At 68.6% G+C, this 20220-nt stretch carries 16 protein-coding genes; 8 read left to right on the forward strand and 8 right to left on the reverse strand.

The genetic code is table 11. The features are described from left to right. Positions 1–7: 7 nt before the first annotated feature. From MFF24_RS18385 to MFF24_RS18415, 7 genes are all read right to left on the reverse strand, one after another. Positions 8–1366 (reverse strand): sigma-54-dependent transcriptional regulator, encoded by a 1359-nt coding sequence (locus MFF24_RS18385; RefSeq protein ID WP_238226226.1) that lies wholly within the window; start codon positions 1364–1366, stop codon positions 8–10. Further along, positions 1356–3233: a sensor histidine kinase gene (locus tag MFF24_RS18390; protein ID WP_308445606.1), complete on the reverse strand. Its 1878-nt coding sequence runs from the start codon at positions 3231–3233 to the stop codon at positions 1356–1358. Before MFF24_RS18390 ends, MFF24_RS18385 begins: the two co-directional genes overlap by 11 nt. A 220-nt stretch (positions 3234–3453) precedes the next feature. Beyond that, positions 3454–4323, reverse strand: a complete 870-nt coding sequence (locus tag MFF24_RS18395; RefSeq protein WP_108939120.1) for an ABC transporter ATP-binding protein — start codon at positions 4321–4323, stop codon at positions 3454–3456. 8 nt (positions 4324–4331) lie between these two features. Further along, entirely contained in the window at positions 4332–5153 is an 822-nt protein-coding gene (locus tag MFF24_RS18400; RefSeq protein WP_238226230.1) for an ABC transporter permease, read from the reverse strand. Positions 5154–5166: 13 nt separating this feature from the next. Then, a complete protein-coding gene (locus tag MFF24_RS18405) occupies positions 5167–6084 on the reverse strand; it encodes an ABC transporter substrate-binding protein (protein ID WP_238226233.1) in 918 nt (305 codons plus the stop codon). Between the two features lie 311 nt (positions 6085–6395). After that, positions 6396–7136 (reverse strand): septum site-determining protein MinC, encoded by a 741-nt coding sequence (gene minC / locus MFF24_RS18410; protein ID WP_238226235.1) that lies wholly within the window; start codon positions 7134–7136, stop codon positions 6396–6398. A gap of 198 nt (positions 7137–7334) precedes the next feature. Then, positions 7335–8093, reverse strand: coding sequence for a class I SAM-dependent methyltransferase (locus MFF24_RS18415; RefSeq protein ID WP_238226237.1), 759 nt, complete (start codon positions 8091–8093; stop codon positions 7335–7337). 302 nt (positions 8094–8395) lie between these two features. Here MFF24_RS18415 and typA point away from each other — a divergent pair, with 302 nt between their 5' ends. Continuing rightward, a complete protein-coding gene (typA, locus tag MFF24_RS18420) occupies positions 8396–10222 on the forward strand; it encodes a translational GTPase TypA (RefSeq protein WP_108939125.1) in 1827 nt (608 codons plus the stop codon). 186 nt (positions 10223–10408) lie between these two features. Here the strand turns inward: typA and MFF24_RS18425 are convergent, their stop codons facing one another. Next, entirely contained in the window at positions 10409–12088 is a 1680-nt protein-coding gene (locus MFF24_RS18425; protein ID WP_238226239.1) for a methyl-accepting chemotaxis protein, read from the reverse strand. A 422-nt stretch (positions 12089–12510) separates the two neighbouring features. Here MFF24_RS18425 and minC (MFF24_RS18430) point away from each other — a divergent pair, with 422 nt between their 5' ends. The 7 genes from minC (MFF24_RS18430) (at position 12511) to MFF24_RS18460 (ending at position 20022) form a co-directional block, all read left to right on the forward strand. After that, positions 12511–13149, forward strand: a complete 639-nt coding sequence (gene minC, locus MFF24_RS18430) for a septum site-determining protein MinC (RefSeq protein ID WP_238226253.1) — start codon at positions 12511–12513, stop codon at positions 13147–13149. 12 nt (positions 13150–13161) lie between these two features. Further along, positions 13162–13977, forward strand: coding sequence for a septum site-determining protein MinD (gene minD, locus MFF24_RS18435; protein WP_003602600.1), 816 nt, complete (start codon positions 13162–13164; stop codon positions 13975–13977). Continuing rightward, the gene (minE, locus tag MFF24_RS18440; protein ID WP_056197183.1) at positions 13974–14261 is read left to right on the forward strand and encodes a cell division topological specificity factor MinE; all 288 of its coding nucleotides are present in this window, start codon (positions 13974–13976) and stop codon (positions 14259–14261) included. The genes minD and minE overlap by 4 nt, the downstream gene beginning before the upstream one ends. Positions 14262–14734: 473 nt before the next feature. Next, positions 14735–15244 (forward strand): RNA polymerase sigma factor, encoded by a 510-nt coding sequence (locus tag MFF24_RS18445; protein WP_108939128.1) that lies wholly within the window; start codon positions 14735–14737, stop codon positions 15242–15244. A gap of 113 nt (positions 15245–15357) precedes the next feature. Further along, complete coding sequence (locus tag MFF24_RS18450) at positions 15358–16296, forward strand: FecR family protein (protein ID WP_238226241.1); 939 nt, start codon at positions 15358–15360, stop codon at positions 16294–16296. A gap of 209 nt (positions 16297–16505) precedes the next feature. Beyond that, positions 16506–19034, forward strand: coding sequence for a TonB-dependent receptor (locus MFF24_RS18455; protein WP_283214521.1), 2529 nt, complete (start codon positions 16506–16508; stop codon positions 19032–19034). 193 nt (positions 19035–19227) lie between these two features. Then, entirely contained in the window at positions 19228–20022 is a 795-nt protein-coding gene (locus MFF24_RS18460; protein WP_238226243.1) for a hypothetical protein, read from the forward strand. Positions 20023–20220 lie beyond the last annotated feature (198 nt).

The raw sequence follows: 20220 nt of genomic DNA on the forward strand, positions 1-20220 counted from the left end.
TGATGCTCTAATCGCCCGCGCTCAGGCCCAGACGCCGCATGCGGTCGGAGAGGGTCTTGCGCGGCAGGCCGAGCGCCCGGGCCGCCTCGGCGATGCGCTGGCCGGAGGCTTTCAGCGCGTCCTCGATGACGAGGCGCTCGACCCGGTCGAGCAGGGCGTCGAGCCCCGGCGCCGCCTCGGGGCCGCCGGCGAGATCCGGGCTGAGGAAGCCGAGCACGGCCCGCTCGGCGGCGTTCTTGAGTTCGCGCACGTTGCCCGGCCAGTCGGCGAGCATCAGCGAACGGCGCAGCGACGGCGGCACCTCGATCACCGGACGCTGGTACTTCACCGCCGCCTGGACGAGGAAGCGCTCGAACAGGAGCGGGATATCCTCGCGGCGCTCGCGCAAGGGGGGCAGGGTCAGCGTCACCACGTTGAGCCGGAAGTACAGGTCGCGGCGGAAGCGCCCGGCCTCCGAGAGCGCGTCGAGATCCTCCTTGGTGGCGGCGACCACCCGCAGGTCCACCGGCACGCCGGTGTTGGAGCCGAGCCGCTCCACCCGCCGCTCCTGGAGCACCCGCAACAGCTTCACCTGAAGGGCGAGCGGCATGCTCTCGACCTCGTCGAGGAACAGGGTGCCGCCGCTGGCATGCTCGACCTTGCCGATGCGGCGCTTGCCCGCTCCCGTGAAGGCACCGGCCTCGTGGCCGAACATCTCGCTCTCGAACATGCTCTCGGGGATGGCGCCGCAATTGATCGCCACGAAGGGCTTGGCCGCCCGTGCCCCGCCCTCGTGCAGGGCGCGGGCGACCTGTTCCTTGCCGGCCCCGGTCTCGCCGAGCACCAGCACGTCGGCCGCTGCCGAGGCCAGCGAGGCGATGTCCTCACGCAGGCGCCGCATTACGGGGGACTGGCCGACGAGGCAGCGCTCCACCGCGCTGCCCGGCGCCTCGCCCCGGTCGAGGGCGCGGCGCAGGCGGCGGTTCTCCATGACCAGCGCCCGCTTTTCCAGCGCGCGCCGGACCACCTCGACGAAGGCGTCGTTGACGAAGGGCTTCTCGATGAAGTGGTAGGCGCCCTCGCGCATGGCGGCGACCGCCATGGCGATGTCGCCGTGGCCGGTGACGAGCACCACCGGCAATTCGGAATCGCGGCGGCGGATCTCCGCCAGCAGCGCGAGGCCGTCATGGCCCGGCAGGCGCACGTCGCTGACGACGATGCCGGAGAAGTCGCGGGTGATGGCCGGGAGCGCCGCCTCGGCACTGTGAAAAGCCTCGACAGCGATGCCGCCGAGCTGGAGCGCCTGCTCCATGGACAGGCGGACCATCTCCTCGTCGTCGATCAACACGACGCGCAGGGTGGCGGCCGGCTCGGCCTCAGGAAACATGCGGTATCCTCTGGCGCCCCCTCTCCGGCGGGGCCATCCCGGCCGAGTCCTGAGCCATCTCGCGCGCCACGTCCATCACGAGGTCGAAGGCGAGACCCCCGCCCGCCATCGGCCGGGGCTGGAGGCTCGCCCCGAACTCGCGGGCGATGGCGAGCGAGATCGGCAGGCCGAGTCCGAGCCCCTCCCCCGCCGGCTTGGTGGTGAAGAACGGATCGAAGATGCGATTGAGCGCCGCCGCATCGAGGCCCGGCCCGTTATCCTCGACGCTGAGCACGACATGCCCGTCGCCGGCCCAGGCCCGCACCGCGACTTCCGCGCCCGGACGGCCCTTGACCGCGTCGAGGGCGTTGCCGACGAGGTTGATCAGCACCTGCGACAGGCGGATCGGCTCGAATACCACCCACTGCGCCGCCGGATCGAGATCGGTCGTCACCCGCGCGCCCGCGTCGCGGATGCGGGACGACAGGATCGCGAGGCTCTCGGAGACGGCCATGCCGACATCGACCGCGACCCGCTCCGTCCCCGAGCGGCGGGAGAAGCTGCGCAACTGCCCCGTGATCTTGCCGAGGCGGTCCACCAGGGCGACGATGCGGGTCAGGTTGGCCGCCGCCTCTGCCTCCCGGCCTTGGCGCAGGAAGGCGGAAGCGTTGTCGGCCAAGCCCCGCAGGGCGGCGAGCGGCTGGTTCAGCTCGTGGGTGATGCCGGCCGCCATCTGGCCCAGCGTCGCCATCTTGGCGGCCTGGACCAGTTCGCCCTGCGTCTCCCGCAGATCGCCCTCGGCGCGGGTCCGTTCCTCGATCTCGCCCGCCAGCCTGAGATTGGCCGCGCGCAAGTCGGCGGTGCGGGCCGCGACCTTCGCCTCCAGCTCGCGCTGCGCTGCCCGGTTCTCGCGCACGCGCCGCAGGTGCTGGCTGCCGTAGAGGCCGATCAGGCCGAGCACGATCAGGGCCAGGATCGCCCCAACCCGCGCGCTGCGCCCGGCGATCGCCACCGGCCCGGCGTCGGCGAAGAGCAGCAGTGTCCAGCCATAGGCCGGCATCGCCTGCTGCTCGAACAGCGCGCGGCCCCGCGGCGCCGCCTCCGACTGGCTGACCAGCGGCACGCCGCCCACCTCTTCCGTCCGGCCGAAACCGATCGCGCGATAGTCGTCGCGCCCGTATTGGCGCGTCCGCTCCATGCGCGCGCGGGCGGCGGCGTCGAGCGGCTTGGTCGCGCGGAACTTGAGGGCAGGGTCGGAGGCGAGGAAGACGATGCCGTTCTCGTCGGCCACGAGCACGCGGTCGGTGCCCTCACGCCAGATCGCCTCCACGGAATCGAGGCTGACCTTGGTCGCCACCACGCCGCGTACCGTGCCGTCGATGATGACCGGGGCGCTGATGAAGTAGCCGGGCACGCCGGTGAGCGTGCCGATGGCGTAGAACCGCCCGACCCGCCCGCCGCGCGCCTCCGTGAAGTAGGGCCGGTAGGAAAAGTCCTGGCCGACATAGGTCTGGGGCGTGTCCCAGTTCGAGGCGGCGATGGTCAGTCCGGAAGGGATCAGCAGGTAGACGACGCCGGCGCCTGCCTCGCGGCTCAGCCGCTTGAGATAGGCGTTGACGGTGGCGACCTGCGCCGGATCCTCCGGCGCGGCCAGCAGCGCCCGGACCCGCGGATCGAGGGCCGCCGCCGCGGGCAGGAAGCCGAAGCGCTCGATGGCGCCCTCCAGGCTCTGCGCGTAGATCTCCGCGCGCTGCCGGGCATCGCCGGCGAGGCTGGCGGCGACGCGGTCCTCTGCCACGTCGCCGGCCTTGATCACGACGAGAAGCGCCGCCAGCGCCAGAACGGCGAGGAGCAGGGCGCGCACGGCCTTGGTGCGGGGGAAGGGGATGTGTCTCATGGAGCAGACAAGGCTTTGAGTCGCCGCCGTGATGCGCGGCAGGCGACCCCGGAGCCTAACATGGCAACGCTGCGCCGCTGGATTGCGTTGCTCCGCGCGCAATGACGGTGAGGATGGTCTGAACCGTCATTGCGAGGCGAAGCCGAAGCAATCCAGAGCGCGACGTCGGCCGACCTCGCACCGCGGCGGAAGGAAGCCGCGGCGTCGATGCTCAATCCGTCGTCAGCCCTTTCATCTCCACCTCCTCGAAGCGGTGCTGCTCGGCCGTCACCAGCGCCGAGAGGTCGCGCTTCAGGGCGTTGAAGGCGGCCGAGGCGCTGTCGCGCGGGCGTGGCAGCTCGACCCGAATGTCGCGCTTGATCGTACCGGGGCGGTAGGTCAGCACCACGATGCGGTCGGCCAGATAGATCGATTCCTCGATCGAGTGGGTAACGAACACGATGGTCTTGCCGGTGGCCGCCCAGATGCGCAGCAGCTCATCCTGGAGCGAGCGGCGGGTCAGGGCGTCGAGGGCGCCGAAGGGCTCGTCCATCAGCATCACCGGGCTGTCCAGCGCCAGCACGCGGGCGATGGCCACGCGCTGGCGCATGCCGCCGGACAGATCCTTGGGGAAGCGGTCGCGGAACTCGGCGAGCTTGAGCATATCGAGGAGTTCGGCCACCCGCGCCTCGATCGCGGCGCGGCCCATGCCCTTGATCTCGAGACCGAAGGCGATGTTCTGCGCCACGCTCATCCAGGGAAACAGGGCGTATTCCTGGAACACCATGCCCCGGTCGGGACCGGGCTCGGACACGGCACGGCCCTCGACGGCGATGCCGCCGCGGGTCGGGTGGGAGAAGCCGGCGATGGCGTTGAGCAGCGTCGACTTCCCGCAGCCCGAGGGCCCGAGCAGGCAGACGAACTCGCCGCGGTTGATGGTGAGGTCGATGTCCTTGAGGGCGACGACCTCGCCGCCGGGGACGGGGAAGACCTTGTCCACGCCCGAGACCACGATGTGCGGCGCGGCGGTGGAGGCCATCGGCGGCGCGACGGGCACGGCGTCCTGCGTCACGGAGGCGATGGGATGCGGTTGCACGGACATGGGAGACCTCACGATTCCAGGCCGCGGTGCCAGCGGAGCAGGTGGTTGTTGAGGCGGCTGACCGCCATGTCGATGACGAGGCCGAGCGCGCCGATGGTCAGCATCCCGGCGATGATCTTGTCGGACCAGAAGTATTCGCGCGCCTCCAGGATGCGGAAGCCGAGGCCGTTGTTGACCGCGATCATCTCGGCCACGATCACCACGATGAAGGCGGTGCCGATGCCGATCCGCGCGCCCGACAGGATGTAGGGGGTGGCCGCCGGCAGAATGACCCGCCGGAAGATCGTCATCCGGCTGGCGCCGAGGCTGCGGGCGGCGCGGATGTAGATCCCGTCCACGTGCCGCACGCCGGCGATGGTGTTCATCAGCACCGGGAAGAAGGCGCCGATGGCGATGAGGAACACGGCGGGCGCGTTGCCGAGCCCGAACCACAGGATCGAGAGCGGGATGTAGGCGATCGGCGGGATCGGCCGCAGCACCTGCATCAACGGGTTGATGTGGCGGTAGATCAGGTCGCTCGAGCCCATGAACAGGCCGAGCGGCAGGGCGAGTCCGGCGCCGACGGCGAAGCCGACGACGACCCGGTACAGCGAGGCCATGGCATCGTGCAGCATCTCGCCGGAGAAGAGCCAGAGGAACCACGAGCCGTGCGCCGGATCGTAGTCTTCGAGCGGCGCGAGATAGGACCACCATCGCACCGCGACCGCCGCCGGCGAGGGCAGCACCATCGGGTTGACGAGGCCGGCCGTGCAGGAAAGCTGCCAGATCAGGAGGACGGCGATGGGAACCGCGAACCCCTCGGCCAGGGGTTTGAGACGGGAGGCGTTCATCGACTGAGCCTCCTCAGTTCGTGCCGGCGGAAGCCTTGGCGGCCTCCAGCAGATCGAGCTTCACCCAATCGACGGCCTTGGCCGGCTTCGACATCTTGCCGATGCCGTGCTCGGCCATGACGTCGGTGGTCTTCTGGATGTGGTCGGCGCTCATCTCCAGGGTGTAGGGCGAGTTGGCGAGCGCGTCCTGGAACTCGGGACCGGTGAGCTGGCCCTTGAACACGTCTTGCGTGACGAAGGTCTCGGCGGCCTTCGGGTCGTCCATGAAGGTCTTCTGGGCCTTGACGAAGCATTCCATGAACTTGGCCGCAGCCGGCTTCTTCTCGTTGTAGAACTTCTCCGTCATCACCAGCGTACGGATCGGTGAGCCGACCGGGGTGTCGTAGGGCTTGATCACCTCGACGCCGAAGCCGCGGGCGATGGCCTGGGCCGATTGCGGCTCGGTCTGCATGATTGCGTCGACCTGCTTCTGCAGCAGCGCCTGGTTCAGGTCGGGATAGCCGAGGAAGATCAGGTTGACGTCGCGGTTCTTCAGGCCGTGCTTGGCCATCTCGGCGCCGAGCAGCACCTCCTGGATCGAGCCGCGGGTGACGCCGACCTTCTTGCCCTTGAGGTCAGCCGCCGACTTGATGCCGGATTCCGGCGTCGCCAGCAGGCGGGCGCCGCCCTTGGCGAAGCCGCCAACGATGTAGACCTGGGCGCCGTTGCCGCGGGCCGAGATCGCGGCCTCGGAGGCGGTTGCGCCGACATCGAGTTCGCCGGCGAGCATCGCCTGCATGATGTCCGGGCCCTTGGCGAAGATCTTGAGATCGACGGTGATGCCGCAGTTCTTGGCGATCTCCTTGACGTAGGAGACGCCGGCGAAGTGAGCGAGCTTCAGGTTGCCGACGCGGATCACTTCCTGCGCGGAGAGCGGAAATGGTGCGAGCATCGCGGCCGTCGCGACAGCGAGGGTGGCGAGGCGGCGGCGTGTGAGAGGACGGCAAACGGGCAAGAGGCTTCTCCCTGATGGCCCGGCTCTACGGCCGGCGCAGATAGCCCTCTCCCTTTTGCACGGCGCATGCCAGCCATGCAGGATACGCCGATCTTCTCGTAACCGCTTGTAGAGAATTTCGTTTTTTCAGCCGGGACGATGCGTGCTCCGATCCGGGGGCGGCGGATTTCCGCCACGTGAGCCGAAAGGCCGGCGGAATGCCGCCGTGGATGCACCGCACGATGAATGATCGATCCGGAGCCGCGACATCAGTCGAGCGGCACGAGGACGATCGCATCCCCTTCGAGCCGCGCCTGCACCGATTGGCCCCAGCGGCTGCCGCCGAGATCGTCGGCGGTCTTGTAAAGACCGTCGATGGCGATGAGTTCCGGCTCGAACTTGCGGGCGAGGATGCGTGCGGCGGGATCACCCACGGCGCCGGCGATCGCCCGGCCGCGCAGGGCGCCGTAGACGTGGATCGAGCCGCCGGCGATCACCTCGGCGCCGGAGGCCACCGAGCCGAGCACGGTCACGTCGCCGTCGAGATGCTGGATCACCTGCCCCGAGCGCACCGGCGCGTCGAGAACGAAGGAGCGAGGCCGGGGCGGGGCCGGGGGGGCCACCAGGGCGGGAGCCGCAGCCTGGGCCGTCGGCGCCTCGGCGGGAGCGGACGCTGCCGCACCGGACTCCGGCGGCGCGATGTCCTCGACCGGCTTGCCGCCCACCAGCGGCGGCGGGAAGCCCGGCCCGAGCGAGGTCGGGCCGATCCCCTCGATGCCGAGGATGGTGATCGAGCGCCGGTTCAGCTCCTCGCAGAGATGGGCGAGATCCGAGCGCTCGAAGCGCAGGCCGGTCACGTCGAGGATGATCGCCCGCACCGCGAAGAAGGCGGGCGCCCGCTGCTTGAGCGCATCGAGTTCGGCGAGCCACTGGTCGATCGGCGGCACGGGGGCCAGCACCATCGCCAGGAAGGAGCGGCCGCGGAAGCGGATCGGAGGACGGTCGGTCACGGGCAGGTTCGCGGCGCGGGGATCATGCCCGCAAGCTTATGGCAGATCCCTTGGGCGTCCGGCCAGGAGGCTGCATTCCTCAACAGCAAAGTGGCGCGCATGGAGTGCAGCTTGCCGAGGTGGAGGCCCGCCCCGGCTCAGGCCGGGCGTCCGTCGCGGGCCAAAATAAAATGGTGGTGGGAATGGTACCGAGGCGCCTCACGTGTCCCGAACCCGCCCGACCCGGAGCGACAGAGGCCAGCGCACGTCCCTGATCGTGTCGGGCTCCCCCCACGCCGCAGCGAGATCAGCACGGAACCTCTCGATGGGTCCGCGCCCGACGGACGTCTCGGCGGCCCGCACCGCCGACCACGTCTCGACATAGCCGATCAGGTCCGCGAGCCTCCACCTCACCTCGATATCGAGGGCCGGGGTCTCCAGTGCCGCGAAGGGGAAGGGCAAGGCGCGATAGCCGTCCTCGACATGCTTGCGCTCCGGCGGCCAGAAAGGCCCGATCACGTCCTCGTAGAAGTGCCGCACGACCCGGTCGGCCGCCGCGTCGGCGAGGTGGAGCACGCCGTAGGTGATGAGAGCCAGGACCGCTCGCGGCCGGGCGGCGCGGCGGACCTCGTCGTAGAACGGCGCGAGGTCGAGCCAGTGCGCGGCTTGCGCGACGGTGATGAGGCTGGCGCTCGAATCCGGCAGGCCGGGACGCTCGGCCGGAGCCACATGGTAGCGCACACGCTCAACCGGCGCCGCCGCCGCGATCTGCCCGGCACTGGCATCGATGGCGACGACCTGTGCGAACCGCCGGGCGAGGAGCGTCGAGAGCTGGCCCGTTCCGCATCCGACATCCAGCGCGAGATCCCGGTCCGGCGCCGCGTCCGCCAGGAAATCCACCAGGGCGGGCGGGTAGGCCGGGCGGTGCGCGGCATAGCCGGCATTGTTGGTCGAGAAGTGATCCTTGAACGCGGTCATTCGGATCGTCCCGGAGGGCAGCGCGACCGCAGGACGAGGCCGCCCCGCACCTTGGCCCCATGATCCGGAGCCGGCAACGGCGGATGTCCGCCCCACCCTTATCCGACGACAGACATGCCCTCCTCGCAGGGATGTTCTTGCCCGCCCTCGTCCGCACGCCCTTGCCGGATCGAGCGACACCTTATATTGCGACGCGATACCGCCCGAATCCGTACCCTGGCGTCACGACCGTCGAAGCACGGCCCGCGACACGCCGCTTTATGGCCGGGCTCCACGTTTTTCGAACGTTTCCGAGACCCCCGATGAAGCTGCGCAACATCGCCATCATCGCCCACGTCGACCACGGCAAGACGACGCTGGTCGACAAGCTGCTCCAGCAGTCGGGCACCTTCCGCGAAAACCAGCGGGTCGAGGAGCGGGCGATGGACTCGAACGACCTCGAGAAGGAACGCGGCATCACGATTCTCGCCAAGGCGACCTCGGTCGTGTGGCAGGATACCCGCGTCAACATCGTCGACACCCCCGGCCACGCCGATTTCGGCGGCGAGGTGGAGCGCATCCTCTCGATGGTCGACGGCGTGATCGTGCTGGTCGACGCCGCCGAGGGCCCGATGCCGCAGACCAAGTTCGTGGTCGGCAAGGCGCTGAAGATCGGCCTTCGCCCGATCGTCGCGATCAACAAGGTTGACCGGCCGGATGCGCGCATCAACGAGGTCGTCAACGAGGTGTTCGACCTGTTCGCGGCGCTCGACGCCACCGACGAGCAGCTCGACTTCCCGATCCTCTACGGCTCGGGCCGCAACGGCTGGATGGCCGATTCGCCGGACGCTTCGCCGGATGTCGGCCTCGCGCCGCTGTTCGACCTCGTGCTCAAGCACGTGCCGCAGGCCCGCGTCGAGGAGGGTCCGTTCCGGATGCTCGGCACGCTGCTCGAAGCCAACCCCTTCCTCGGCCGCATCATCACCGGGCGCATCGCCTCGGGCACGGTGAAGCCGAACCAGTCGATCAAGGTGCTCTCGCGCGACGGCAAGGTCGTGGAGACCGGCCGCGTCTCGAAGATCCTCGCCTTCCGCGGCCTGGAGCGCGCTCCGATCGACGTGGGCGAGGCCGGCGACATCGTCTCCATCGCCGGTCTGCTCAAGGGCACCGTGGCCGACACCTTCTGCGATCCGGCCGTCAACGAGCCGATCCAGGCCCAGCCGATCGACCCGCCGACCGTCACCATGTCCTTCATCGTCAACGATTCGCCGCTGGCCGGCACCGAGGGCGACAAGGTCACGAGCCGCATGATCCGCGACCGCCTGTTCAAGGAGGCCGAGGGCAACGTCACGCTCAAGATCGAGGAAGCCGCCGACAAGGATTCGTTCTACGTCTCCGGCCGCGGCGAGCTGCAGCTCTCGATCCTGATCGAGACCATGCGCCGCGAGGGCTTTGAAATCGCCGTGTCCCGGCCGCGCGTCGTCCTAGAGAAGGACGAGAACGGCGAGGTGATGGAGCCGGTCGAAGAAGTCGTGATCGACGTCGACGAGGAGTATTCCGGCGTCGTCGTGCAGAAGATGTCCGAGCGCAAGGCCGAGATGATCGAGATGCGGCCCTCGGGCGGCAACCGGCTCCGGCTCGTCTTCCACGCTCCGACCCGCGGCCTCATCGGCTACCAGGGCGAGCTGATGACCGACACCCGCGGCACCGCGATCATGAACCGCCTGTTCAAGGCCTACGAGCCCTTCAAGGGCGAGATCGCCGGCCGCCGCAACGGCGTGCTGATCTCGAACGACAAGGGCGAGGCCGTGGCCTACGCCATGTGGAACCTCGAGGACCGCGGCCCGATGATGATCGAGCCCGGCGCCAAGGTCTATCAGGGCATGATCGTCGGCGAGCACAACCGCGAGAACGACCTCGAAGTGAACGTGCTCAAGGGCAAGAAGCTCACCAACATCCGCACCACCTCGAAGGACGAGGCCGTGCGCCTGACGCCGCCGATCCGGATGACGCTGGAGAAGTCGCTGGCCTGGATTCAGGACGACGAGCTGATGGAAGTCACGCCGAAGTCGATCCGCCTGCGCAAGATCCACCTCGACCCGAACGACCGCAAGCGCTTCGAGCGCTCGAAGGAAGCGTTGACGGCTTAAAACGAGCCGTTTCGCTCTCAACGAACACGGAAAGGCCCCGGTGCAGCCAGCGCACCGGGGCCTTTTTGCATGTGAACCATGTCCGGAACCTCCCCCCGGATGCCGCGGCTCCCCTCCTCTTCCCACATGCGGGGAGAGGCGATGCGCTCGAACCGGATCGAAGAACCGGAAAAGGTGATGCTCGCCTCAGGCCGCCCGGATCGTGTGGAGGAAGTGGCGGACCTGGCCGTCGAGGTGCTCGGACTGGCGCGACAGCTCGGAGGCCGAGGTCAGCACCTGGCTCGCCGCCGCACCGGTCTCCTCGGCCGCCGCCGCGACGCTGGCGACGTTGCCCGTGACCGCGCCGGTGCCGGCGGACGCCTCGGAGACGTTGCGCACGATCTCCTGGGTCGCCGCCCCCTGCTCCTCGACCGCCGCGGCGATCGATCCGGCGAGCCCGTCGATTTCCCGGATGCGCGCCGCGATGTCGCCGATGGCGTTGACGGCCTGTCCGGTGATGGTCTGCACCTGCCCGATCTGACCGGAGATCTCGTCCGTCGCCCGCGCGGTCTGGTTGGCGAGCTCCTTGACCTCGGCGGCGACGACCGCGAAGCCGCGGCCGGCTTCACCCGCGCGGGCCGCCTCGATGGTGGCGTTGAGCGCGAGCAGGTTGGTCTGCCCGGCAATGGTGGAGATCAGGCCCACCACGTCGCCGATCTTGGCGGCCGCGACGCTCAGGTCCTGCACGAGCTGCGCGGTGCCCTCGGCCTCGACAACGGCCTTCTGCGCCAACGCGGTCGAACCGGTGACCTGCCGGGCGATCTCCTGCACCGAGGCGCCGAGTTCCTCGGCGGCCGCGGCGACCGTCCCCACATTGGCTGCGGCCTCTTCCGCGGCGGCCGCGGCGGCGTTCGATTGGGAGGCCGTCTGCGAGGCGGTGCCCTCCATGCTCTGGGCGGTCGCCTGCAGCTCGGTGGCGGCGGCCGAGACGGTGCCGCTCACCGCCCGCTCGAAGCTGTCGGCCATCTCGCGCATCGCCGCCTTGCGCTGCGCCTCGGCGCCGGCCCGCGCGAGCGCGGTCTCCTCCTCCAGGGCACGGGTGCGGATCAGGTTGTCCTTGAACACCTGAACCGCGTTCGCCATCGCCCCGACCTCCTCGCGTCGCTCGCGGAAGGGAATTTCGACGCCGGCATCGCCTTCCGCGAGGCGGCTCATCAGCCCGGTCATGCGGCGGATCGGGCGCGCGACGAAGCCGTTGAGCAGCAGGATGCCGAGACCGGCGACGAGCAGAAGCGCCGCGAGGCCCGCGCCGACGGCGAGGCGGGACGCGCTCGCGGCCTCCCGGGCGACCTGGGCGCGCGTCTCCAGCAGGGCCGCCTCGGCGCCGGCCATCGCGGCGGCGACCTTGCGCACCGTGTCCATGGCGGTCTTGCCGGCCCCGGACGCCTCGATCCGGCGGGCCTGCTCCTGGGTCGCCTCGTCGCGCATCAGCGCGATCTCGCGCTCGGCGACGTCGCGGGTCCATTGGCCGGCGGCCGCATCGAGGGCGTCGAGGCGGCGCAATTGCTCGGCATTGTCGGCGACGAGGTTGCGCAACCGCCCCAGCGTCTCGCCGTAAGCCTTGGTTCCGGCATGGAACGGTTCGAGGAAGGCAGCATCGGCCGAGACGAGATAGCCGCGCAGGCCCGTCTCCCGGTCCACCATGCTGCCCGTCAACCGGTCGAGTTCCAAGAGCACTTGGTAGGTGTGGTCGCGCCATCGGTTGGTTTCCTCAATCGTGCCGAGGCTACGCCAACTGATGAATGTGGACCCGCAGACCGCGAGGATGACCAGCGCGAAGACGACACCGAGCTTGGCGACGATGGAGAGATGGGCGACGGCACGCATAACGCTGATCCAGAATGGCAAATGCGCTGCACGACGGCGGCGCTTCAACAAATGATGGCTTTTACGAACCTAAGGCCCCGTTAATCCGCGCTGGCACAAGACAATTGCGCGCTTATGCGGCGATGCCGTGTGGCCGGATTGCCTGATTCGCGCCGATCACAGGATCCGGCGATCCGACAAGCACAGGCCGGCTCGAAGGTTGTTTCCGAAGGCCGATTTCGGCCAAGCCCCTGCCCAACCGAGAGTTTTCCGAATCGAAGGGGTGTGGTGGGAACATCTTGCCCGGCAATTCTTGCCCGGTGCGCCCAAAAATTAACCCGTCGGTAACCATCCGGGCGGTCAATGGGTGTGTCGGTAAGGAAACGTCAACGCCCGTGACCAGCCCCGCTCCCACCCGTCCTTCACTGCCCCTGCGAGGCCGCGTGTTCCGCGCCGTCTCGCTGGCGCCGGAAGCCCCCCTCGCCGATTGGCTCGCCCTTCTGGACGCGGCCCTGAAGCGATCGGCCACGCTGTTCGACGACCGGGCCGTGATCCTCGACGTCGCCGGCCTCAAGCCCGCGCCGTCCGAGTTGGAGACCCTGATCGCCGAGCTGTCGGCGCGGAAACTGCGCATCCTCGGCATCGAGGGCGCGGAGGCCCCGCTGCCCTCGCTCCTTCCACCGCGGCTCGTCGGCGGCCGTCCCGTCGGCGATGCCTTCGAGGCGCCGGCGTTCGAGGAAGACAAGCCGGGCGTGTCCTCCCTCACCATCGAGGGCTCGGTGCGCTCCGGCCAGAGCATCGTCCACCGCGAGGGGGACGTGACCGTGATGGGTTCGGTGTCCTCGGGCGCCGAGGTCCTCGCGGGCGGTTCCATCCACGTCTACGGCGCCCTGCGCGGGCGGGCCATCGCGGGCGCCGCCCGCAACCCCCGCGCACGCATCTACTGCCGCAAGTTCGAGCCCGAGCTTCTCGGCATCGACCGCCTCGTCCGCACGGCCGAGGATATGGGCACTCACCTGCGCGGCCAAGCGGTCCAGATCTGGTCCGACGGCGGCGCGATCAAGATTGCAGCCTTGGGTTAAGGGGAAACGAGAATGGCCAAGGTTCTTTGTGTCACGTCCGGTAAGGGCGGCGTCGGCAAGACCACCACGACGGCAGCGCTCGGTGCGGCGCTGGCGCAGGCCGGCGAGAAGGTCTGCGTGGTCGATTTCGACGTCGGCCTGCGCAACCTCGACCTGATCATGGGCGCCGAGCGCCGCGTGGTCTACGACCTGATCAACGTCACCAACGGCGACGCCAAGCTGCCGCAGGCGCTGATCCGCGACAAGCGCCTCGAGAACCTCTCCCTGCTGCCGGCCTCTCAGACCCGCGACAAGGATGCGCTCACCGATGAGGGCGTCGAGCGCGTGATGGGCGAGCTTCGCGAGAAGTTCGACTGGATCGTCTGCGACAGCCCCGCCGGCATCGAGCGCGGCGCCCAGCTCGCCATGCGCCACGCCGACGTCGCCGTGGTGGTGACGAACCCCGAGGTCTCCTCGGTGCGCGACTCGGACCGGATCATCGGCCTGCTCGACTCGAAGACCGTGCGCGCCGAGCGCGGCGACACGATCGAGAAGCACCTGATTCTGACCCGCTTCGACCCGGCCCGCGCCGACCGCGGCGACATGCTCAAGGTCGATGACGTGCTCGAGATCCTCTCGATCCCGCTGCTCGCCATCATCCCGGAGAGCCTCGAAGTGCTGCGCGCTTCGAACGTCGGCTGCCCGGTGACGCTCAACAACCCGCTCTGCGCGCCTTCCCGCGCCTACATCGATGCCGTGCGTCGCCTGAAGGGCGAGACCGTGCCGATGGCGATCCCGTCTGACCGCAAATCCCTGATCAACAAGCTGTTCACACGGAGGGCCGCATGAGTGTCCTGACCTTCCTCAAGCCGCGCGGCTCCGGTTCGGTCGCCCGCGAACGCCTGCAACTGATCCTCGCGCACGAGCGCGTGGAGAACGGACGGCCCGACCTGATCATCACCCTGCGCGAAGAGATCCTGAACGTGATCGCCAAGCACGTCACGGTCGAGCGCGACAAGGTGCAGATCAAGCTGGAGCGGGGCGAGGGCGTCTCGACGCTCGGCGTCGATATCGAATTCCCCGTCGATGCGGTTCTCAAGCCGAAGGCGAAGGCCAAGCGCGCCATCGCCTGATACGGTCTCCGCTCGATCGGAGCGGGGAGCGGATCAGCCAGCCCGCGCGGCGCTTGAGCGAAGCCCAAATCCGCCATCCCGAAGGGATCAACCGGATTTGGTACGAGCTGCCAGCCTTCCGAACGACCCACCACCTGCGGCCCCGAACGGGTGCCGCAGGTTTTTTCGTTTCGCGATCCTGTCCGGGGCCGCCTCGCGATGGACGACCGGGCGCGGGCGATCGGAAACGACCGGGCGTTGCCCTGCGGCAACATATGTCGTTTTTGCGGACCCGCCCAAGATGGGCACAATAGAAGAACAAACTCTCCGGCAATCGATTCCCGCAAAGCCTTCAAAGGCTTGTTTTGATTTAGAAGAATACTCTAGAACACATACAAACTATCTTCCCGGACTTGTTCAATGCGTGTTTTACGTCTCTCGTAACGGCCAGGAGCGGTGCCGTCGCGCGCCTTCGTGGGTTCGGGGTTGGTGGGATGTCGGCGGGGTTGATCGAGGCTCTGCATCGGTGTGAGGGCGCGCGGCTGCAGCGCTTCCTCACGCGTCTGCTGGGCAATCCGGCCGATGCGGCCGACGCGGCGCAGGAAACCTATCTGCGCCTCGTGAAGGCGTTCGACCGAACGGAGATCGAGCAGCCGCGCATCTTCCTGTTCTTCGTGGCGCGCAACGTCGCGCTCAATCTCGGGGCGCGGCGCCGTCTCGAGAAGGGGCTGTTCTCCCCGCTGACGGACCTCGACCTCGCGGAGGTGGCGGACGGGCAGGCACGGCCCGAGCAGCAGGTCATCGCGCGCCAGCAGTTGCGCCTTGTCGCGTCCGCCATCGACAGGCTGCCGCCGCGCTGCCGCGAGGTCTTCCTGCTCAGCACCCTCGACGGCCTGCCCAACGGCGTCATCGCCGCGCGGCTGGGGATCAGCCGCAACATGGTCGAGAAGCACCTGATGAAGGCGTTCCTTCACACCCGCCGCACCTGCCGCGACTTTTTCTGAAGGCGGCACATCAGGATTTTCCAACCTCGCCGGTCTTTACGAGAGACGGGACTCGCACCGACCCGGACGGGCATGCGAGACGAGCGCGAACGAGAACCGGCAAGAACAGCGGGATGAACGAGCGCACGCCCCCGGACGCGCCGGAGGAGGCCGAGGATCCGGTCTATGAGCAGGCCGCCCTTTGGGTCGCGCGCCTCTCCTCCACGGACGCGACGGAAGCCGACCATCGTGCCTTCGAGGCGTGGCGCGCGGCCGACCCTGCCCATGCCGAGGCCTATGCCGAGATGGAGGCGTGGCGCCGCACGATGAAGCGGGCCCCCAATCCGCGGCGGCCTCACCTGCCGAAGGGTCTCGCGGCGGTCGCCGCCGCCCTCGGCCTGGGCGCCTTGCTGAGTGATCCGCTCGGCTGGGTCGACCGGATGCGGGCGGATGCCTGGACCGATCGCGGCGGCATCGAGACGACCACCCTCCCGGATGGCAGCCGGGTCGATCTCAACACCGATACGGCCCTGGCTCTGCGGTTCACGCACAGTGAGCGCAGCGTCGCGCTGCTGCGGGGCGAGGCGGTGTTCGATGTCGTGCCCGATGCCGGGCGCCCCTTCGTCGTGAGCGGGAACGGGGTGCGGGCCCGCGCAGTCGGGACGCGCTTCTTCGTCCGGGTCGATGGCGCGGCCGTCCCTGTCGGCGTGGCCGAGGGCCGGGTCGATGTGGCGACCAGCGCCGGCGAGACGCGGCTCCGGGCCGGCGAGGTCGCGGTTCGGGGCGAGGACGGCCGTCCTCTCGCCCGCGCGGGCGACGTCGCGCGGGCGATCGCGTGGCGCGAGGGCCAGCTCACCGTCTCGGGTCAGCCGCTCTCCCAGGTCCTGAGCGAACTGGAACGCTACCGGCGCGGTCGCCTCCTGCTGACGGATTCAGCCCTCGGCAGCCGCCGCTTCAGCGGGACGCTCGACCTGCGCGACACCGACGCGTCGCTCGACGTGCTGGCCGCGGCGATGGGGCTGCGCCTCACCCGGCTGACGCCGCTCCTGATCCTCGTCCGACCGGCCTCCTGAGACGGCGTCCGGTTGATACCCTCGGTCGTCATCCTCGCGATGACGGAGTCCGGCACAATCCGAAGCGATCAACCGGAAACGGTTGAGATCCATCCGGAAAATTTTCGCGCCGAAGGTCAGGAGTTTCGCGGCTCGCCTGTCTACCGCTGCAGGGGATCAAGAGAACGCGAGAGCGCGCCGCCCCGTGGACGGACAGGCGGGGTATGAGGATGCAGGATCGTTGGGTCGGATTGCGGCGCTGGCAAGCCCTGGCGGGCGTGCCGCTGATCCTGATGGCTCACGCCGCGGCGGCGCAGGAACGGATCTCCGCCGACCGGCCATCTCAAGCCCTTGAGCCGGTGAGCCTCGCCCGCGGTCCGATCCCCGTTGCCGGACGGCTGTCCGAGAACGCGGCCGCGCGCATCAGGATCTCGATCGAGCGAGGACCGCTCGAACCCGCCCTGGCCGTTCTGTCCAAGCAGGTTCCCCTGAAGCTGGCCTATCAAACGGCACTCACCGAAGACCGGTTCACCGATGGCATCGACGGCGAGTTCCAGCCCCTCGAAGCCCTGACCAAGGTCCTGGAGGGGACCGGCCTGAGCTACCGCGCCGTTGACACCTCGACGATCACGCTGGTGAACCCACGCTACGTTCAGCTCGCAGCCCCCGCCGGCACAACGGACGGCGTCGTGCTGGATGAACTCTCGGTCGAGGGGCGGCCGACAGGCCCCGCCGTCCCCGGCCCATCGCAGGTTCCCGCTCCCTATGCCGGTGGCCAAGTGGCCCAGGGCGACCGGCTCGGCCTGCTCGGAAACGTTGCCACGGCCAAGACGCCCTTCAACGTCACGAGCTACACCGACACCTTCATCCGCAACCGACAGGCGAGCACGGTGTCGGAGGCGCTGGCCCTCGACCCGTCCGTGCGCGCGACGCAGACGACGGGGGCACCGTTCGACTCGTTCTACATCCGCGGCTTCCCCATCAACGAGAACACCAGCGGCGAATTCGCCTTCGAGGGCGTCTACGGCGTCGCCCCGAGCTTTCGCGTCTTCACCGACTACGTCGAGCGCATCGAGGTTCTGAAGGGGCCGGCGGCCGCCTTGTCCGGCGTCTCGCCCAACGGCGGCATCGGCGGCGTCATCAACATCGTGCCCAAGCGCGCCAACGAGGAAGTGACGCGCCTCACGCTCGATTACGGCTCGGTCGCGCGCGGCGGGGGGCAGTTGGACGTCGCGCGGCGCTACGGTGCGAACCGCGAATGGGGGGCCCGCTTCATCGGCAGCCTGCGCGGCGGAAACACGCCCTTCGACCGGCAGAGCGAGACGACGGGCGTTGGGGCGCTGGCCCTTGATTATCAGGGCGACCGGTTCCGGGCCTGGCTCTACCTGCTGGCGCAGACCGACCGGTTCGACGCCCCCTTGCGTCCGTTCCTCCTGCGGGCCGGTGTTCCCGTGCCGAGGGCGCCGGACGGCCGCCGGAACCTGACGCAGCCCTGGGAATACTCGGATATCGACGATCGCGGCGGTCTGCTGCGCCTGGAATACGACCTCACGGACCAGATCACGCTGTTCGGCAATGTCGGCGGCTCGATCAGCAATGTCGAGCGCTACTTCGCGTCCGCCCCAACCATCACCAACGCCCGCGGCGACACCACCACGACCCCGCAATTCTACGATCTCGGCGTCGGCCGCACGACGTTCGACGGCGGGTTCCGTGCCCGGTTCGACACCGGCTTCGTCCGCCACGCCTTCGCCGTGCAGGCGTCCCGCTACAGCGAGGACACCGCCCGCCGCCTCCCGGCCGGGCGCGGCAGCTACCTGTCGAACATCTACGATCCGGTGCTCGTGCCCCTCATCGCGCCCCCCGTGATCGATTCCCGGCCGCGCCTGTCCGACAGCACGCTGACGGGGCTCTCGGTCGCCGACACCCTGTCGGTCTTCGACGAGCGCATCCTGCTGACGCTCGGCGTGCGTCGGCAGGGCATCGAGGCGCACAACTACGTCTCGAATGTCGGCACGCTGGCCTCCTCCTACGACAGGAGCGCGACGAGCCCCTTCGTCGGCCTGGTGGTGCGGCCGTGGGAGAACGTCTCGCTCTACGGCAACTACATTGAGGGCCTGAGCCGCGGCGACGTGGCCCCGGCTGCGGCGGCCAATGTCGGCGAGATCCTCGCGCCCTACGTGGCGCAGCAGGTGGAGGCCGGCGTGAAGCTGGATTTCGGCCGGCTCGGCACGACCTTCAGCGCCTTCGAGATCACACGGCCGATCGGCGAACTCGGTCCGCAGAACCGCTTCGCCCAGACCGGCGAGCAGCGTGTCAGCGGCCTGGAATTCAGCATCTACGGCGAAGTCGCGCCGGACATCAGGGTGCTCGGCGGTCTCACCTTGCTCGACGGGGTTCTGACGAGGACGGCCGTCGCCGCCAATGTCGGGAACACGCCGATCGGCGTGCCTCGCCTCCAGCTCAACCTCGGCGCCGAGTGGGATCTGCCGGCGATGCCGGGTCTCAGTCTCAGCGGCGCCGTGATCCATACGGGGCGGCAGTTCGTCGATGCCGCCAACACCCAGTCCCTGCCGGATTGGACGCGCCTCGATCTGGGCCTGCGTTACACCACCCTCTTGGACGGGCGGCAGGTGACGCTTCGTGCCAACGTGCTGAACGTCACCGGCGCGCGGTACTGGACCGGCGTGGCCTCGTTCGGCACGTTCTTCCAGGGCGCGCCCCGGACCTACCTGCTGTCGATGGCGCTCGACCTGTGATGCCGCCGGATCCGATCGTGCGCCCCGAGGGTCAAAACCCGATCAGCTTGACCACGCGAGGAGCCGCTTTCGCTCCATTGCGGACATCTACTCGGCTGCACTCGCACCGGGAAAGCTACCATTCACACATCAATGCTAAATTAGCCGGATGAGATTAGTTCAACGTATCTGCTTATCCCCTCAATCTATAGCCATGATTGCGGCTATCGGCCTTACACTATCGGCCTGTGATGAGGACGGCACTCGGCCCGCCCCTGACGTGCATCGTCTTGCTGCCAACGTTCATGTCTCGATCGCGGAGCACGATCTTGTACTCCCATTCATTGCCCTCGAAGAGTACGCCTACCGCGGTCCGTCCTTCTCCCTCAATCCTGAGCGAGACACGCAGCAGGCGTCGCGTGCAGCGGACACGCTGCTGCGCGAGGCAGCGACACCCGACCATCCTAGACTCTTCTCTTCGCTCGCGATCGTGGTCAGACCCTATGGTTTAAACGACTTCGACACGCGGCAGATCACACTCTGCCCCCTGCTGACCCGCGAGTGGTCGCGGTCAGTCTGCGACAATCCGGGGGCCGCCGTTCTACAAGCCCTTCCCGTCAATCGGTTCAGGCTGGTCGACCTGCGCGAAGCGCAGAAGCACTTGAACTGCGTCGGCGAGGACCGACCGAGGAATCCCGTGCCCTCGACGCCCAGGCAAGCAACGATCGTCTGCCGAGCGAAGGTGTACCCGGCGGGGGAGAATGATTTCCACACGGCGGCCGTGCGGATCAGCGGCGAACTTGGCGCACTCTGGACCGTATGGGGGCACGGTCAGTTCGTGGAGACCGCCGAGGCCATGACCAAACGCGAGGGCGAGGCGATTGTCGCCCTTGTACAGCACGCTCTCGGACCGGCCGAGAATTTCGCAGCACTCGACTCCATTATGTGCCGATCACGCCGCCCAGGCCCGGCCGACAGTCCTCGCCGAGCGGATTGCCCGAAAGGGTAGCGAAGCTCCCTTTGCGGATAATTGCGTGCTCGATGCACCGAATGTCTGCTTCGATATCTTTCGCATCAGCAACGGCATGTCTCCTTCCCACCGAGACTGTGTGAGAACGCGTTTTGGTCGATCGGTGCGGGGCGGAGATGGTGCGCGAGGTGCGGCGTGCTCTCACGCCCGGAGGGTCGTGAGGAGCGGTTCAACTCC

This window comes from Methylorubrum aminovorans, from assembly GCF_022179725.1.
GTDB lineage: Bacteria > Pseudomonadota > Alphaproteobacteria > Rhizobiales > Beijerinckiaceae > Methylobacterium > Methylobacterium aminovorans.

Bases quoted from the DNA above. Each gene is read 5' to 3' on its own strand.
- MFF24_RS18385 (WP_238226226.1), bottom strand. From the start codon at position 1,366: ATGTTTCCTGAGGCCGAGCCGGCCGCCACCCTGCGCGTCGTGTTGATC.
- MFF24_RS18395 (WP_108939120.1), bottom strand. From the start codon at position 4,323: ATGTCCGTGCAACCGCATCCCATCGCCTCCGTGACGCAGGACGCCGTG.
- MFF24_RS18400 (WP_238226230.1), bottom strand. From the start codon at position 5,153: ATGAACGCCTCCCGTCTCAAACCCCTGGCCGAGGGGTTCGCGGTTCCC.
- MFF24_RS18405 (WP_238226233.1), bottom strand. From the start codon at position 6,084: ATGCTCGCACCATTTCCGCTCTCCGCGCAGGAAGTGATCCGCGTCGGC.
- MFF24_RS18415 (WP_238226237.1), bottom strand. From the start codon at position 8,093: ATGACCGCGTTCAAGGATCACTTCTCGACCAACAATGCCGGCTATGCC.
- typA (WP_108939125.1), top strand. From the start codon at position 8,396: ATGAAGCTGCGCAACATCGCCATCATCGCCCACGTCGACCACGGCAAG.
- MFF24_RS18425 (WP_238226239.1), bottom strand. From the start codon at position 12,088: ATGCGTGCCGTCGCCCATCTCTCCATCGTCGCCAAGCTCGGTGTCGTC.
- minD (WP_003602600.1), top strand. From the start codon at position 13,162: ATGGCCAAGGTTCTTTGTGTCACGTCCGGTAAGGGCGGCGTCGGCAAG.
- minE (WP_056197183.1), top strand. From the start codon at position 13,974: ATGAGTGTCCTGACCTTCCTCAAGCCGCGCGGCTCCGGTTCGGTCGCC.
- MFF24_RS18445 (WP_108939128.1), top strand. From the start codon at position 14,735: ATGTCGGCGGGGTTGATCGAGGCTCTGCATCGGTGTGAGGGCGCGCGG.
- MFF24_RS18450 (WP_238226241.1), top strand. From the start codon at position 15,358: ATGAACGAGCGCACGCCCCCGGACGCGCCGGAGGAGGCCGAGGATCCG.
- MFF24_RS18455 (WP_283214521.1), top strand. From the start codon at position 16,506: ATGCAGGATCGTTGGGTCGGATTGCGGCGCTGGCAAGCCCTGGCGGGC.
- MFF24_RS18460 (WP_238226243.1), top strand. From the start codon at position 19,228: ATGATTGCGGCTATCGGCCTTACACTATCGGCCTGTGATGAGGACGGC.